Source organism: Cupriavidus sp. SZY C1 (assembly GCF_032190535.1).
GTDB lineage: Bacteria > Pseudomonadota > Gammaproteobacteria > Burkholderiales > Burkholderiaceae > Cupriavidus > Cupriavidus pauculus_C.
Genome location: NZ_JAUANU010000002.1, coordinates 213,759 through 227,988, shown reverse-complemented (window position 1 = coordinate 227,988; position 14,230 = coordinate 213,759). Strand labels below are relative to the sequence as shown.

At 65.3% G+C, this 14,230-nt stretch carries 12 protein-coding genes; 3 read left to right on the top strand and 9 right to left on the bottom strand.

Annotated elements, in window-relative coordinates:
- Positions 1–7 precede the first annotated feature (7 nt).
- Both rpsA and cmk read right to left on the bottom strand, forming a co-directional pair.
- On the bottom strand, positions 8–1,753 hold the full coding sequence (rpsA, locus tag QTN24_RS05130) for a 30S ribosomal protein S1 (protein WP_313835873.1): 1,746 nt from the start codon (positions 1,751–1,753) through the stop codon (positions 8–10).
- 90 nt (positions 1,754–1,843) lie between these two features.
- Positions 1,844–2,503 (bottom strand): (d)CMP kinase, encoded by a 660-nt coding sequence (cmk, locus tag QTN24_RS05125; RefSeq protein WP_313835595.1) that lies wholly within the window; start codon positions 2,501–2,503, stop codon positions 1,844–1,846.
- 144 nt (positions 2,504–2,647) lie between these two features.
- Between cmk and QTN24_RS05120 the strand changes: the two genes are divergently transcribed.
- Complete coding sequence (locus tag QTN24_RS05120; protein ID WP_253699936.1) at positions 2,648–2,884, top strand: DUF2061 domain-containing protein; 237 nt, start codon at positions 2,648–2,650, stop codon at positions 2,882–2,884.
- Between the two features lie 27 nt (positions 2,885–2,911).
- On the opposite strand, the gene aroA is transcribed toward QTN24_RS05120, so the two are convergent.
- The 7 genes from aroA to gyrA form a co-directional block, all read right to left on the bottom strand.
- Complete coding sequence (aroA, locus tag QTN24_RS05115; RefSeq protein ID WP_313835593.1) at positions 2,912–4,225, bottom strand: 3-phosphoshikimate 1-carboxyvinyltransferase; 1,314 nt, start codon at positions 4,223–4,225, stop codon at positions 2,912–2,914.
- Between the two features lie 40 nt (positions 4,226–4,265).
- On the bottom strand, positions 4,266–5,165 hold the full coding sequence (locus QTN24_RS05110) for a prephenate dehydrogenase (protein ID WP_124682193.1): 900 nt from the start codon (positions 5,163–5,165) through the stop codon (positions 4,266–4,268).
- Between the two features lie 20 nt (positions 5,166–5,185).
- Positions 5,186–6,316, bottom strand: a complete 1,131-nt coding sequence (gene hisC, locus QTN24_RS05105; RefSeq protein WP_313835592.1) for a histidinol-phosphate transaminase — start codon at positions 6,314–6,316, stop codon at positions 5,186–5,188.
- 21 nt (positions 6,317–6,337) lie between these two features.
- Positions 6,338–7,483 (bottom strand): prephenate dehydratase, encoded by a 1,146-nt coding sequence (gene pheA, locus QTN24_RS05100; protein WP_124682194.1) that lies wholly within the window; start codon positions 7,481–7,483, stop codon positions 6,338–6,340.
- A gap of 88 nt (positions 7,484–7,571) precedes the next feature.
- On the bottom strand, positions 7,572–8,735 hold the full coding sequence (serC, locus tag QTN24_RS05095; protein ID WP_313835590.1) for a 3-phosphoserine/phosphohydroxythreonine transaminase: 1,164 nt from the start codon (positions 8,733–8,735) through the stop codon (positions 7,572–7,574).
- Between the two features lie 145 nt (positions 8,736–8,880).
- Positions 8,881–9,447, bottom strand: coding sequence for a DUF2059 domain-containing protein (locus QTN24_RS05090; RefSeq protein ID WP_124682196.1), 567 nt, complete (start codon positions 9,445–9,447; stop codon positions 8,881–8,883).
- Positions 9,448–9,529: 82 nt separating this feature from the next.
- Positions 9,530–12,232 carry a DNA gyrase subunit A gene (gyrA, locus tag QTN24_RS05085; RefSeq protein ID WP_313835587.1) on the bottom strand — a complete coding sequence of 901 codons (2,703 nt, stop codon included), beginning with the start codon at positions 12,230–12,232 and terminating at the stop codon, positions 9,530–9,532.
- Positions 12,233–12,676: 444 nt separating this feature from the next.
- On the opposite strand from gyrA, the gene ompA reads away from it, so the two are divergent.
- Together ompA and ubiG are read left to right on the top strand one after the other, a co-directional pair.
- Positions 12,677–13,333, top strand: coding sequence for an outer membrane protein OmpA (ompA, locus tag QTN24_RS05080; protein ID WP_066739225.1), 657 nt, complete (start codon positions 12,677–12,679; stop codon positions 13,331–13,333).
- A 159-nt stretch (positions 13,334–13,492) separates the two neighbouring features.
- Positions 13,493–14,230: a bifunctional 2-polyprenyl-6-hydroxyphenol methylase/3-demethylubiquinol 3-O-methyltransferase UbiG gene (gene ubiG / locus QTN24_RS05075; protein ID WP_313835584.1), complete on the top strand. Its 738-nt coding sequence runs from the start codon at positions 13,493–13,495 to the stop codon at positions 14,228–14,230.

Below are 14,230 nucleotides of genomic sequence, written 5' to 3'. Positions count from 1 at the left end.
CTCTATATTACTGGTTGTCCTGGCCCAGCTTGGCCTTCAGCAGTGCACCGAGGTTGGTCGTGCCAGCCGCGCCGGTGTCAGCCTGGAACTTCTGCATCGCTTCCTGCTGCTCTGCGGAGTCCTTGGCCTTGATCGACAGGTTGATGTTGCGCGACTTGCGATCGACGTTCACCACCAGGGCGGTGATCTGCTCGCCTTCCTTCAGCACGTTGCGGGCGTCTTCCACGCGGTCCGCGGAGATTTCCGAGGCACGCAGGTAGCCTTCCACGTCGTCAGCCAGCTGCACCACGGCGCCCTTGGCGTCAACGGCCTTGATCGTACCGTTGACGAGCGAGCCCTTGTCGTTGGCCGAGATGAAGTTGTTGAACGGATCGCCCGACAGTTGCTTGATGCCCAGCGAGATGCGTTCCTTGTCGACGTCGATGCCCAGGACGACAGCTTCCACTTCGTCGCCCTTCTTGTACTTGCGCACGGCTTCTTCGCCCGACTCTTGCCACGACAGGTCCGACAGGTGCACCAGGCCGTCGATGCCGCCCGGCAGGCCGATGAACACGCCGAAATCGGTGATCGACTTGATCTGGCCCGACAGCTTGTCGCCCTTCTTGTGGTTGCGGCTGAAATCGTCCCACGGGTTGGCCTTGCACTGCTTCATGCCCAGGCTGATACGACGCTTGTCTTCGTCGATATCCAGGACCATGACCTCGACTTCGTCGCCCAGCTGGACAACCTTCGACGGGGCCACGTTCTTGTTGGTCCAGTCCATTTCCGACACGTGGACCAGGCCTTCGATACCGGCTTCGATCTCGACGAACGCGCCGTAGTCGGTCAGGTTCGTGACCTTGCCGAACAGGCGGGTGCCTTGCGGGTAGCGGCGCGAGATGCCCACCCACGGATCTTCGCCCAGTTGCTTCACGCCCAGCGAGACGCGGTTCTTTTCCTGGTCGAACTTCAGGATCTTGGCGGTGATTTCCTGGCCAACCGACAGCACTTCGCTCGGGTGGCGGACACGGCGCCATGCCAGGTCGGTGATGTGCAGCAGGCCGTCGATACCACCCAGGTCCACGAACGCGCCGTAGTCGGTGATGTTCTTGACGATACCGTTGACGATCGCGCCTTCCTTCAGCGTTTCCATCAGCTTCTGGCGCTCTTCGCCCAGCGTGGCTTCCACCACGGCGCGGCGCGACAGCACGACGTTGTTGCGCTTGCGGTCGAGCTTGATGACCTTGAATTCGAGGGTCTTGCCTTCGTACGGCGTGGTGTCCTTGATCGGACGCACGTCGACGAGCGAACCGGGCAGGAAGGCGCGGATGCCATTGACCATGACGGTCAGGCCGCCCTTGACCTTGCCGGTCACGGTACCCGAGATGATCTCGCCGTCTTCCAGCGCCTTCTCGAGGTTCAGCCACGATGCCAGGCGCTTGGCCTTGTCACGGGACAGGATGGTGTCGCCATAGCCGTTCTCGAGCGCGTCGATGGCCACGGAGACGTAGTCGCCGGCCTGCACTTCGAGTTCGCCCTGGTCGTTCAGGAACTCCTCCACCGGCACAAAGGCTTCGGACTTGAGGCCGGCGTTGACGACCACGAAATTGTGGTCGATGCGCACGACTTCAGCGGAAATCACTTCGCCAGCCTTCATGTTGGAGCGGGCGATCGATTCCTCGAACAGTGCGGCAAAGGATTCGTTGGTTTGCAGGTCGGACATAAACGTAGGTTTGCAATCCGCAGTACGTTGGCCGGCGCGACGGTCGCGCACAGTCTGCCTCACGCAGCGGGGTCAGGTTGATCACCCGAACCGGACGGGTTGGGTTCCGGCACGGGCCCAGGCGGTGCCTCGTGGTTTGAATCACCGCACCGCGGCGAACCACTCCAGCACCTGCGCCACCGCCTCGTCCACCGTCATTTCGGAGGTGTCCAGGCGTTGCGCGTCTTCCGCGGGACGCAGTGGCGCGGCGGCACGGGAACGATCCCGCGCGTCGCGCGCCTCGAGGTCACGCAAAAGGTCTTCGATATTAGCAGAAATTCCCTTATCAATCAATTGTTTATAGCGCCTCCGCGCGCGCGCCTCGACACTCGCGGTCAGGAATACCTTCAGGCGGGCCTCCGGGAAGATCACGGTGCCCATGTCGCGCCCGTCGGCCACCAGCCCAGGCAGCTTGCGAAAGCCGCGCTGAAGTGCGGTCAGCGCATCACGCACCGGCTGATGCACGGCCAGCGCCGAGGCCCGGTTGCCGATGGCCTCCTGGCGGATCAGCTGACTGACCTCCTCGCCTTCCAGCCAGACGCGGTCCGGGCCGAACTTCACGTCCAGCCGCAGGGCGATGCGGGCCAGGGTGTCGACGTCGGCGACGTCCACGCCGGCGCGGTCACTGGCCAGGGCCACCAGGCGATAGAGCGCGCCGCTGTCGAGCAGATGGAAACCCAGCGCGTCCGCCACCTTGTGGGCGACGGTGCCCTTGCCCGACGCGGTTGGCCCATCTATCGCGATGACGTCGATAATAGTCATTCTTAATTGATATGCTAGAAACTATTGATTTTCGTTCTTAATTGAGAATCGTTATCATTCGATCCATGGTTGCGTGGCAGCAACGCTCCCGGTCCCCACAAGACGCTGCGCAACCATTCCGACTTTCATGCGAGGCAAACGATCATGGCCAAGACCCTGACCTTCGGCATCATGCACCTGGGCATCGCGTTCAGCGTGACCTACGCGCTGACCGGCAGCCTGGCCATCAGCGGTGCCATCACGTTCATCGAGCCGGCCGTCAACACGGTGGCGCACTATTTCTTCGACCGATACTGGGAACGCCGGGCGCGCCGCGCGGACGGCGGCACGCCGCGCCATGCATCCGCCGCGCTGGCCCGCCACCGGCTGGCCGCCGCCTGACACCCGCCATTGAACCGGAGCGAGCGCTTACCGCGCTACCCCGGCAAATACCGAGAAGTACTCCGGGAACGTCTTGGCCACGCAGCCCGGATCGTTGATCCGCACGGGCAGCGGGCCGAACGCGGCCAGCGAGAAGCACATGGCCATCCGGTGATCATCATAGGTGCCGATGCCGTCGGCCGGCGTCCGCCATGCGTCAACAGATGACGGCGGCGTCACCTTCAGGTAGTCGGCGCCCTCTTCCACCCCGGCCCCGAGCTTGCGCAGTTCGGCGGCCATGGCCGCGATGCGGTCGGTTTCCTTTACGCGCCAGCTTGCGATGTTGGTCAGCGTGGTCGGGCCTTCGGCGAACAGCGCCGCCACGGCCAGCGTCATCGCCGCATCGGGAATGTGGTTGCAATCGAGCTCGATGCCGTTGAGGCGGCCGTCGTCACGCTCGGTGCCGCGCACCTCGATCCAGTTGTCGCCGGCCATCACGTTGGCGCCCATCCGGTTCAGCGCGTCGGCAAACCGCACGTCGCCCTGGATGCTCGACAGCCCCACGCCCTCCACCCGCACCGGCCCGCCGCCGATGGCACCGGCGGCCAGGAAGTACGACGCGGTGGACGCGTCGCCCTCGACGTAGATCTCGCCCGGCGACCGGTATTGCGCCCGGGCCGGCAGCACAAAGCGCTCCCAGCCGTGGCGCTCCACCTCGATGCCGAAGCGCGCCAGCAGGTTCAGCGTGATGTCGATGTACGGCTTGGAAATCAGCTCGCCCACCACCTCGATCTCGATGCGCCCGGACGGCGCCGCCGCCATCGGCAGCGTCATCAGCAGCGCGGTCAGGAACTGGCTGGACACATCGCCGCGCACGCGGATCGGCGCGTCGATCTGGATGTCGGCCGGGCGAATGCGCAGCGGCGGATAACCGGGCGTGCCAAGGTAGTCGATCGCCGCGCCCACCTGCAACAGGCCGTCGACGAGATCGCCGATGGGCCGCTCGTGCATGCGCGGCACGCCGCTCACCGCGTAGGTGCCGCCCTGCAGCGCCAGCGCGGCGGTCAGCGGACGGATCGCGGTGCCCGCGTTGCCCATGAACAGGTCGGCCGCCTTGTTCGGAAAATTCCCACCCACGCCGGTCACGATGCAGTCGCCGCCCTCGCGGCGCCAGGCCACGCCCAGCACCTTGAGCGCGTCGAGCATCACGCGCGTGTCGTCCGAATCCAGCAGGTCGCGCACGCGCGTTTCGCCCTGTGCCAGCGCGGCCAGCAGCAGCACGCGGTTGGAGATGCTCTTGGAGCCGGGCAGGCGGACCGTGCCCGATGCGCGGGTCAGGGGGCCGAGGGTCAGATGTTCCATGGTCTTGGCTGCTTGAGCCGCCGCCCTGTGGCGACGCGCTTCACGGTTCGATGTTATGGGCGCCGGCACTGGCCACGCCCCACTTCTGGCGCGTCTCGCTGGCGCGCTGGAACACCCGCTCCAGCGCGGCACCGTCGCCGGACTTGATCTGCGCCTTCAGGTGGGCCAGCATCGCCTCGTACGTGCCGATCTCGCGCAGCAGCGCCTCCCTGTTGGCCAGGCAGATATCGCGCCACATCTCGGGCGACGACGCGGCAATGCGCGTGAAATCGCGGAACCCGCCGCCGGCAAAGCCCAGCTTCAGCGCGGCGTCCTCGGCATTGGCGACCTGCGCCACCAGCGCGAACGACAGCACGTGCGGCAGGTGGCTGACCGATGCGAACACGGCGTCGTGCTGCACGGCGGACATCACGTGCACATCGGCGCCGGCCGCTTCCCACATGGCCCGCACCGCGGCCACGTCGGCGCGGCTGTTTTCCTGCAGCGGGCACATCACCACCTTCTTTTCGCGGTAGAGGTCGTTCAGCGCCGCCTCCACGCCATGCTGCTCGCGCCCGGCGATGGGATGGGCCGGCACGAACTGGGCCACCTTGTCGCCCAGCGCGGTCTTGGCGGCCATGATCACGTCGGACTTGGTGCTGCCGGCATCGGTCACGATGGTGCCCGGCTGCAGGTGCGGCTCCAGCGCGTGCAGCAGCGCGAAGTTCTGGGCCACGGGCGCGCACAGCACGATCAGGCTGGCGCCGCGCGCGGCCTCGGCCAGCGACGTGGCCGCTTCGTCGATCACGCCCAGCGCCAGCGCCTTGTCCAGCGACGCGCCGGAGCGGCCCACGCCCACCACGGTGCCGACCACGCCGGCACGCTTGAGCGACAACGCCAGCGATCCGCCAATCAGGCCGACGCCAACAATCACAACACGGGAAAAATGCAGAGCGGTCACGGCTTCCGGTCGCCTCGTATTCACTTCAGCGCCTGTTCGAGCGCGGCGATGCACGCCGCGTTCTCGTCAGGCAGTCCAATGGTTATGCGCAGCCACTGCGGCAGGCCATAGTTGGCCACGGGCCGCACGATCACGCCCTGTTTCAGCATGGCAAGGTTGACCCGCGCCCCGGCGCCGTCGTCGGTGCCCACGCGCACCATGACGAAGTTGCCGGACGACTTCACGTATTCCAGCCCCATGCGTTCGAACGCCGCCACCAGCTGCGCCTTGCCGGCGCGGTTCAGCTCGGCACTCTCGCGCAGGAAGCCGGCGTCGCCCAGCGCCGCCACGGCCGCGGCCTGCGCCAGGCTGTTCACGTTGAACGGCTGGCGCACGCGGTTCAGCAGGTCGGTCAGCGGCGGCTGCGCCACGCCATAGCCCACGCGCAGGCCGGCCAGCCCGTACGCCTTCGAGAACGTGCGCGACACCATCAGGTTCGGATACTGCCGCACCCACGCCAACGACTCGTACTGCTGGTCCGGGTCGAGGTACTCGTTGTACGCCTCGTCGAGCACGACCACCACGTGGGGTGGCACTTTCGCCAGAAACGCCGCGATCTGGTCGGCCGTGACGAAGGTCCCGGTCGGATTGTTCGGATTGGCGATGAAGACGAGCTTGGTGTCCGGCGCAATCGCCGCGGCCATCGCGTCCAGGTCATGGCCGTAGTCGCGCGACTTGACCTCGATGGCCCGCGCGCCCACTTCCTGGGTCGCCAGCGCGTAGACGGCGAACGAATACTCGGCATAGACGATCGACTCACCGGCCCGCACCAGCCCGTGCGCGGCCAGTTCCAGGATGTCGTTGCTGCCATTGCCCAGGGTCAGCCACTCGGCCGGGACATCGTACTTTTCCGAGAGCGCAGCCTTCAGCGCGAAGCCGTTGCTGTCCGGGTAGCGTCCCAGGTCGCCAGCGGCGGCCGCGATGGCCTTCTGCGCCGATGCCGGCATCCCGAGCGGATTCTCGTTCGAGGCCAGCTTGACGATGCGCGCCTCGTCGAGCCCGAATTCGCGCGCGACTTCCGAAATTGGCTTTCCTGCGATGTACGGCGAAATCTTGCGGACGTAGGTCGGCCCGAAGTAGTCCGCCACGTGGGCGTTGTCCTGCTGTGCCATGGTGTCTCCTTGCTGCCGGGCTTACTTGCTGGACGGGTAGGACCCGAGCACCTTCAGGTACGCGGCATTGGCGCGCAGCGTCTGGATCGCGCGCGCCACGGCCGGCTCGTGCTGGTGGCCCTCCACGTCGACGTAGAAGTAGTACTCCCAGGCACCGCTGCGGGCCGGGCGCGACTCGAAGCGGCACATCGACACGCCGTTCTCGGCCAGCGGCGCCAGCAACTGGTAGACCGCGCCGGCCTTGTTCGGCACCGACAGGATCATCGACGTCTGGTCGCTGCCCGACGGCTCCGTCTCGTAGCGGCCGATCACGGCAAAGCGCGTGCGGTTGTGCGGATCGTCCTGGATATTGGCGCGGACGATGTGCAGGTGGTAGCGGTTGGCGGCGGTCTCGCCAGCGATGGCGGCCACGGTGGGGTCCAGGCTCGCCATGCGCGCCGCTTCGGCGTTGCTGGACACCGCCTGGCGCTCCAGGTGCGGGTAGTTGGCCGTGAGCCAGTGCTGGCACTGCGCCAGCGCCTGCGCATGGGCGCGCACCACGGTCACGCCCTGCATGTCCGGCGACGACGCCATCAGGTTGTGATGCACCTTCAGCGCAATCTCGCCGCTGATCTTCAGCGACGTCTGCAGGAACAGGTCCAGCGTGCGCGACACGGCGCCCTCGGTGGAATTCTCCACGGGCACCACGCCATATTCGACCGTGCCGGCTTCCACGGCGCGGAAGACCTCGTCGATGCTCGGCACCGGCACCCCGTGGACTTCATGCCCGAAGTGGGCATACAGCGCCTGCTCGGAAAACGTGCCGGCCGGGCCCAGGAACGCGATCTCCAGCGGCTTCTCCAGGCCGCGGCAGGCCGACATCACCTCGCGCCAGATCGACGCGACGCTCTCGCCCAGCAGCGGGCCCGGGTTGGCGCCCTGCACCTTGCGGATCACCTGCAGCTCGCGCTCGGGGCGGAACACCGGCGCGCCGTACTTCTTCTTGACCTCGCCCACGTCCAGCGCAAGCTGGGCGCGGCGGTTCAGCAGCGCCAGCAGTTCGCGGTCCACGGCGTCGATCTGGTCGCGCAGCGGCGCCAGGTCTGCCGAGAGGGCCTGCTCCTGCGGGCTCGGGGCGGCGTTGTCGGTGTCCGGGGCCTGCGCGCCGGACTTGTCTTGCTCTGTCATAGGCCTATGGGCCGCGCGTGGCACGGCCTCGGAAAGTCTGGGCTGTTGCCGGACCCGCGTGGCGCGCGCCCGGCAGAAAGCACCGCCGTCAGGCGGCGGTGCGCTCGAATTCGCGCATGAATTCAATCAGCGCGGTCACACCTTCGAGTGGCATCGCGTTGTAGATGCTGGCGCGCATGCCGCCCACGGACTTGTGGCCCTTGAGCTGTACCAGGCCGTTCGCGCGCGCCTGGGTCAGGAACGCTTCGTTGCGCGATTCGTCGCGCAGGAAGAACGGTACGTTCATGCGCGAGCGGCTGCCGGGATCGATTTCGTTGCGGTAGAAGTCGCTCTGGTCCAGGAAGTCGTACAGCGCGCGCGCCTTGGCGATGTTGCGCTGCTCGATCGCGGCCACGCCGCCCTGGGCCTTGAGCCACTGGAACACCAGCCCCGCCACGTAGATCGCGTAGGTGGGCGGGGTGTTGTACATCGAGTCGTGCTCGTCCACCAGGCGCCAGTTGAACGCCGACGGGCAGAGCGGGTGGGCAAAGCCGATCAGGTCTTCGCGCACGATGACGATCGTCACGCCGGCCGGACCGATGTTCTTCTGCGCGCCGCCGTAGACCACCTGCACGCGCGACCAGTCGATCGGGCGCGACAGGATGTGGCTCGACGCGTCGGCCACGACGATGCGGCCCTTGTCATGGGTGCCGGTCTGGCCGATGTCCGGGATCTCCTGGAACTCCACGCCGACGATGGTTTCGTTCGTGCACAGGTGCACGTAGGCCGCGTCGTCGGACAGCTTCCAGGTGCTGGCATCGGGAATCTTGTGCCACTTCTGGTCCTTGCTGGACGCGGCGATGTTGACTTCGCCATAGCGGCGCGCTTCCTGCTCGGTCTTGACCGACCACGTGCCGGTGACCACGAAATCGGTCTTCGGCCGCGACGCATCGACACGATTCGCCAGGTTCAGCGGCACGATGCCGTTCTCGCCGATGGCGCCGCCCTGCAAAAACAGGATGCGGAAATTCTTCGGCACGTGCAGCAGTTCGCGCAGGTCCGCCAGCGCCTGCTGGTGGATGCTTTCGAATTCCTTGCTGCGGTGGCTCATCTCCATCACCGACACCCCGGTGCCCCGCCACGACAGCATTTCCGCGGCGGCCTGCTGCAGGACTTCGGTCGGCAGCGCGGCCGGGCCCGGCGAGAAATTGAAGACGCGCTCGGCCAGCGATCGTTGCAGGCCGTCGAGGGCGGGATTCTGGGGATCGTTCATGGAGGGGGAAAAGAAAAATGGCTGCCGGATTGCACCAGGCAGCCATTATCGCCCAAAACCCGCGCCCCTTGGACACCAGGGCGTCCGGCGCGGACCCGGGCGGGTCGGCCTCTCCGTGCCAGGGCCCGGAGAGGCCAGCCGTCGATCACTTCGCGGCGGCGGCGATTTCCTTCTCGGCGGCGTCGCGCATCGACTTGCCAACCTGCGGACCGTACTTCTGCATCATCGAGCCCCAGATTTCCTGGGTGGCCTTGCCCTGGTTCTGCATGAACTTCTGGCCCGTCGGCGACTTCAGGAACGTGGTCAGGTCCTTGATTTCCTGCGTCGTGTAGTACTTGCCGAAGGCATCGTAGTGCGCCTTGATGGCATCCTGGCGGAAGCCGTCGGTGTTGAACGCGGTGCCCGCGCCGTCCACCATGCGCTGCACGGCGCCGTTCTTCTTGAGCTTCTCGACGGCGGCCTGCTTCTTCTTGTCGTCCATCGTCTTGTTCTCGACCAGGACCTGCTCCAGCACCAGCGGCGCTTCCTGCTTGGCGCCCTGCTGCCAGTTCTCGGCCTGACCCTTGACGGCCTGGTCGGCCTGCATGACGGACAGCAGTTCCTTGATGGCCGCGGTCTTGTCCTTGTCTTCCTGAGCGTGCGCACCTTGCGCCAGCATCATCATCGGAGCGAAAGCAGCCAGAACAGCGATACGTCGATAGGTTTTGAGCATTATGACTCCCTGGTAAATACGTCCGGTTTAGTCCGAACGGCCGTCTGGCGAGTTCCGGCCGTCGTCCCGTTGTTGCAACAATTTACGAATTGGCGTCCGCGTCGGTGGCGCCCGCGCCGGTATCGCTGCCCGTGGCGGCGTCACTCGCGGCGTCCTGGGCCAGCTCGTCGTCCTCGCCGTTGCCGTTGCTGTCGGCATCGCTCTCGACGATGCGCTGCAGCCCCGACAGCTTGGTGCCTTCGTCCACGTTGATCAGCGTCACGCCCTGGGTGGCGCGGCCCATCTCGCGGATTTCCGCCACGCGGGTGCGGATCAGCACGCCGCCCGTGGTGATCAGCATGATCTCGTCCTCGGGCGACACCAGGGCGGCGGCCACCACGCGGCCGTTGCGCTCGCTCGTCTGGATCGCAATCATGCCCTTGGTGCCGCGGCCATGTCGAGTGTATTCCGAGATCGGCGTGCGCTTGCCGTAGCCATTCTCGGTGGCGGTCAGCACGCTGCCGATGGCCGGCACGCCTTCGGCAGTTTCAGCATCGGCAGTCTCTGCCGGCGCCACGAGCATGGCGATGACGGCCTGCCCTTCGTCGAGGTTCATGCCGCGCACGCCGCGGGCCTGACGGCCCATCGGACGCACGTCGTTCTCGTCGAACCGCACGGCCTTGCCGGCGTCCGAGAACAGCATCACGTCATGCTGGCCGTCGGTGATGGCGGCACCGATCAGGAAGTCGCCCTCGTCCAGGTCCACGGCGATGATGCCGGCCTTGCGCGGGTTCGAGAAATCGGTCAGCACCGTCTTCTTGACCGTGCCGCGCGCGGTGGCCATGAACACGAAATGCTCGGCGTCGAACTGGCGCACCGGCAGGATCACATTGATCTTCTCGCCGTCGGCCAGCGGGAACATGTTGACGATCGGGCGGCCGCGCGAGTTGCGCGAGCCCTGCGGCACCTCGTAGACCTTCAGCCAGTACAGCCGGCCGCGGTTCGAGAAGCACAGGATGTAGTCGTGGGTGTTGGCCACGAACAGCGTGTCGATCCAGTCGTCTTCCTTGGTCGCCGTGGCCAGCTTGCCGCGGCCGCCACGCTTCTGCGCGCGGTACTCGGAAATCGGCTGGCTCTTCATGTAGCCCGAGTGGGACAGCGTGACCACCATGTCCTGCGGGGTGATCAGGTCCTCCATGTCGAGCTCGGTGGCGTTCAGTTCGATCTGCGAGCGGCGGGCGTCGCCAAACTCGGCGCGGATAGCGCCCAGTTCCTCGGTGATGATCGTCGTGATGCGCTCCGGGCGCGCCAGGATGTCCAGCAGGTCCGCGATCAGACCCATGACCTCGCGGTACTCCTGCACGATCTTGTCCTGCTCCAGCCCCGTGAGGCGCTGGAGTCGCATTTGCAGGATTTCCTGCGCCTGCCCGTCCGACAGCCGGTACAGGCCATCCGGCTGCATGCCGAACACGGCCGGCAGGCCATCGGGACGGTAAGACGCACGGCCGCCCGCGGTGTCGCTTTCGGCACGCGACAGCATCTCGCGGACCAGGCCCGAATCCCACGGCTTGGCCATCAGTTCCTGCTTGGCCAGCGGCGGCGTCGGCGCGGCCTTGATGATCGCGATGAACTCGTCGATGTTGGCCAGCGCCACGGCCAGGCCTTCCAGCACGTGGCCGCGCTCGCGGGCCTTGCGCAGTTCGAACACCGTGCGGCGCGTCACCACTTCGCGGCGATGCGACAGGAAGGCGTCCAGCATCTGCTTCAGGTTCAGCAGGCGCGGCTGGCCGTCGACCAGCGCCACCATGTTCATGCCGAACGTGTCCTGCAGCTGGGTGTTCTTATATAGGTTGTTCAGCACAACCTCGGGCACCTCGTTGCGCTTCAGCTCGATCACCACGCGCATGCCTGACTTGTCAGATTCGTCGCGGATGTCCGAGATGCCCTCGATCTTCTTCTCGGTGACCAGCTCCGCGATCCGCTCCAGCAGCGTCCGCTTGTTCACCTGGTACGGCAGTTCGTCGACGATGATCGCCTGGCGCTGGCCGCGGTCGATATCCTCGAAGTGCGTGCGCGCGCGCATGACCACCCGGCCGCGGCCGGTGCGGTAGCCCTCACGCACACCCTGGATGCCATAGATAATGCCGGCGGTCGGAAAATCGGGCGCCGGCACCAGTTCGATCAGCTCATCGACCGTCGCCTCGGGATTACCAAGCAGATGCAGGCAGGCGTCGACGACTTCATTGAGGTTATGCGGCGGGATATTCGTGGCCATACCCACGGCAATACCCGACGAACCATTGATCAGCAAATTCGGAATACGCGCCGGCAAAATACCCGGCTCTTTCTCCGAACCGTCATAGTTCGGTTCGAAATCGACAGTTTCCTTGTCGATATCGTGAAGCATTTCATGGGCGATCTTCGCCAGGCGGATTTCGGTATAACGCATCGCCGCGGCGTTATCCCCGTCCACCGAGCCGAAGTTACCCTGGCCGTCGACCAGCATATAACGCAGCGAGAAGTTCTGCGCCATGCGGACGATGGTGTCGTACACGGCCGTATCGCCGTGCGGGTGGTACTTACCAATCACATCACCGACGATACGGGCCGATTTCTTGTAGGCCCGGTTCCAGTCGTTGTTCAGCTCATGCATCGCAAAGAGCACGCGCCGGTGCACCGGCTTCAGGCCGTCCCGGACATCGGGCAGCGCGCGCCCCACGATCACGCTCATCGCGTAATCGAGGTATGAACGGCGCATTTCCTCTTCCAGCGAGACCGGAAGAGTTTCTTTGGCGAATTGATCCATTGCGGCGTGGTTTATGCGGCGGGTTTAAGCAAATAGCCCGGCATCCGGCGGCGCGGGAAGGCCCCTGCCGGCGACGGGCGAACATGGCATTCTAACACGCGCGGAACCCCTCTCCGCCCCCGTCCGAACCGCCCCCTGCGGGGCCCGCCCGACGCGCGGCGCGCCACCCCCCGACGCCCTGCAACCCATACAGGACAAGGGTTTGCAGGCACCGCAAGAGCGATGTTGCACAAACACCACAGGCCCAAAACCACGTGGTTGAATCGAATATATTTACTTCTTAGGAAACGAGCCTTGTGGCACAATTCCCCAGCGAAGAGCCAGACATTGTTCGAAGTGGAGCATCCACCACATCGAGAATGTTATACTCCGAAGAATGTATGACTTGTTTTCGTCCATTTGCTCGCAGTAACCCTGCGGTGATCTCATCCTGAGAGGAGAAATATGAAAAAATTTGCCAAGCTCGCGCTCGTTGCAGCTACCGCAGTAATGGCTGCATCCGCTCAAGCCCAGTCCGTCCCCTACGAAAAGAAGGCCGTGAACGATAACTGGGGCAACGGTACGAGCGAGTACGTGTGGAAGAATGGCACGAACGAGCTCTGCTGGCGCGACAGCTCCTGGACCCCGGCAACGGCAAACGCCCTGTGCGATGGCGCACTGGCTCCGGCCGCTGCACCGGCTCCGGCACCGACTCCGGTTGCTCCGCCGGTTGTCTCGAGCGAGAAGGTCACTTTCGCAGCTGACACCCTGTTCGACTTCGACAAGGCTGTTCTGAAGCCCGAAGGCAAGGCCAAGCTGGACGACCTGGTCTCGAAGCTGCAAGGCATCACGCTGGAAGTCATCATCGCCGTTGGCCACACCGACTCGTTCGGTTCGGACAAGTACAACGATCGCCTGTCGATCCGTCGTGCTGAATCGGTCAAGGCTTACCTGGTGAGCAAGGGCGTCGAAGCCAACCGTGTGTACACCGAAGGCAAGGGCAAGCGCCAGCTGAAGGTCGATCCGAAGTCGTGCAAGGGCAACCGCACCGCGCAGATCGCCTGCCAGCAGCCGAACCGCCGCGTGGAAGTCGAAGTGGTCGGCACCCGCAGCGCACGTTAATCGGATCCTCTCCGATGCAGAAAAGCCCAGCGCAAGCTGGGCTTTTTTTTCGCCCGTCGCCAGCCGCCGGGCGGCCGGCCGCATTCGGCGCGGGCCGGTTTTTTTGGTACAGTTGCCGCAGCCTTCTCATACGACCCGCCGCGAAGACCGGCGCATACGATGTCGCTTTCCACCTCCCTGACCTCTCCCGCCCCTACGGGCCGCAACGCCGATCCCAAAGAGATCGACAAGTTCAGCGAACTGGCGCACCGCTGGTGGGACCCGAACAGCGAATTCAAGCCGCTACACGACCTGAACCCGCTGCGGCTGGGCTGGATCGACGGCATCGCAAGGCTGGCCGGCAAGCAGGTGATTGACGTCGGCTGCGGCGGCGGCATCCTGTCCGAAAGCATGGCGCGCCTGGGCGCGACGGTGCGAGGCATCGACCTGTCCACCAAGGCGCTGAAGGTGGCCGACCTGCACAGCCTGGAATCGGGCGTGGCCGTCAGCTACGAGGAAATCGCCGTGGAAGACCTGGCCGCGCGCGCGCCGGCCAGTGTGGACGTGGTGACCTGCATGGAAATGCTCGAGCACGTGCCGGACCCGCAGTCGATCGTCCGCGCCTGCACGACGCTGGTCAAACCCGGCGGCTACGTGTTCTTCTCGACGATCAACCGCAACCTGAAGGCGTACCTGCTGGCCATCGTCGGCGCGGAATACATGCTCAACATGCTGCCGCGCGGCACGCATGACTACGACAAGTTCATCACGCCTTCCGAAATGGCCCGCTTTGCCCGCAACGCACGGCTGGACCTGGTCGAGATGCGCGGCATGACCTACAACCCATTGACGCAGATCTATTCGCTGAGCCGCGACACCGACGTCAACTACATGATGGCGTTCCGGAAGGTGGCTTGA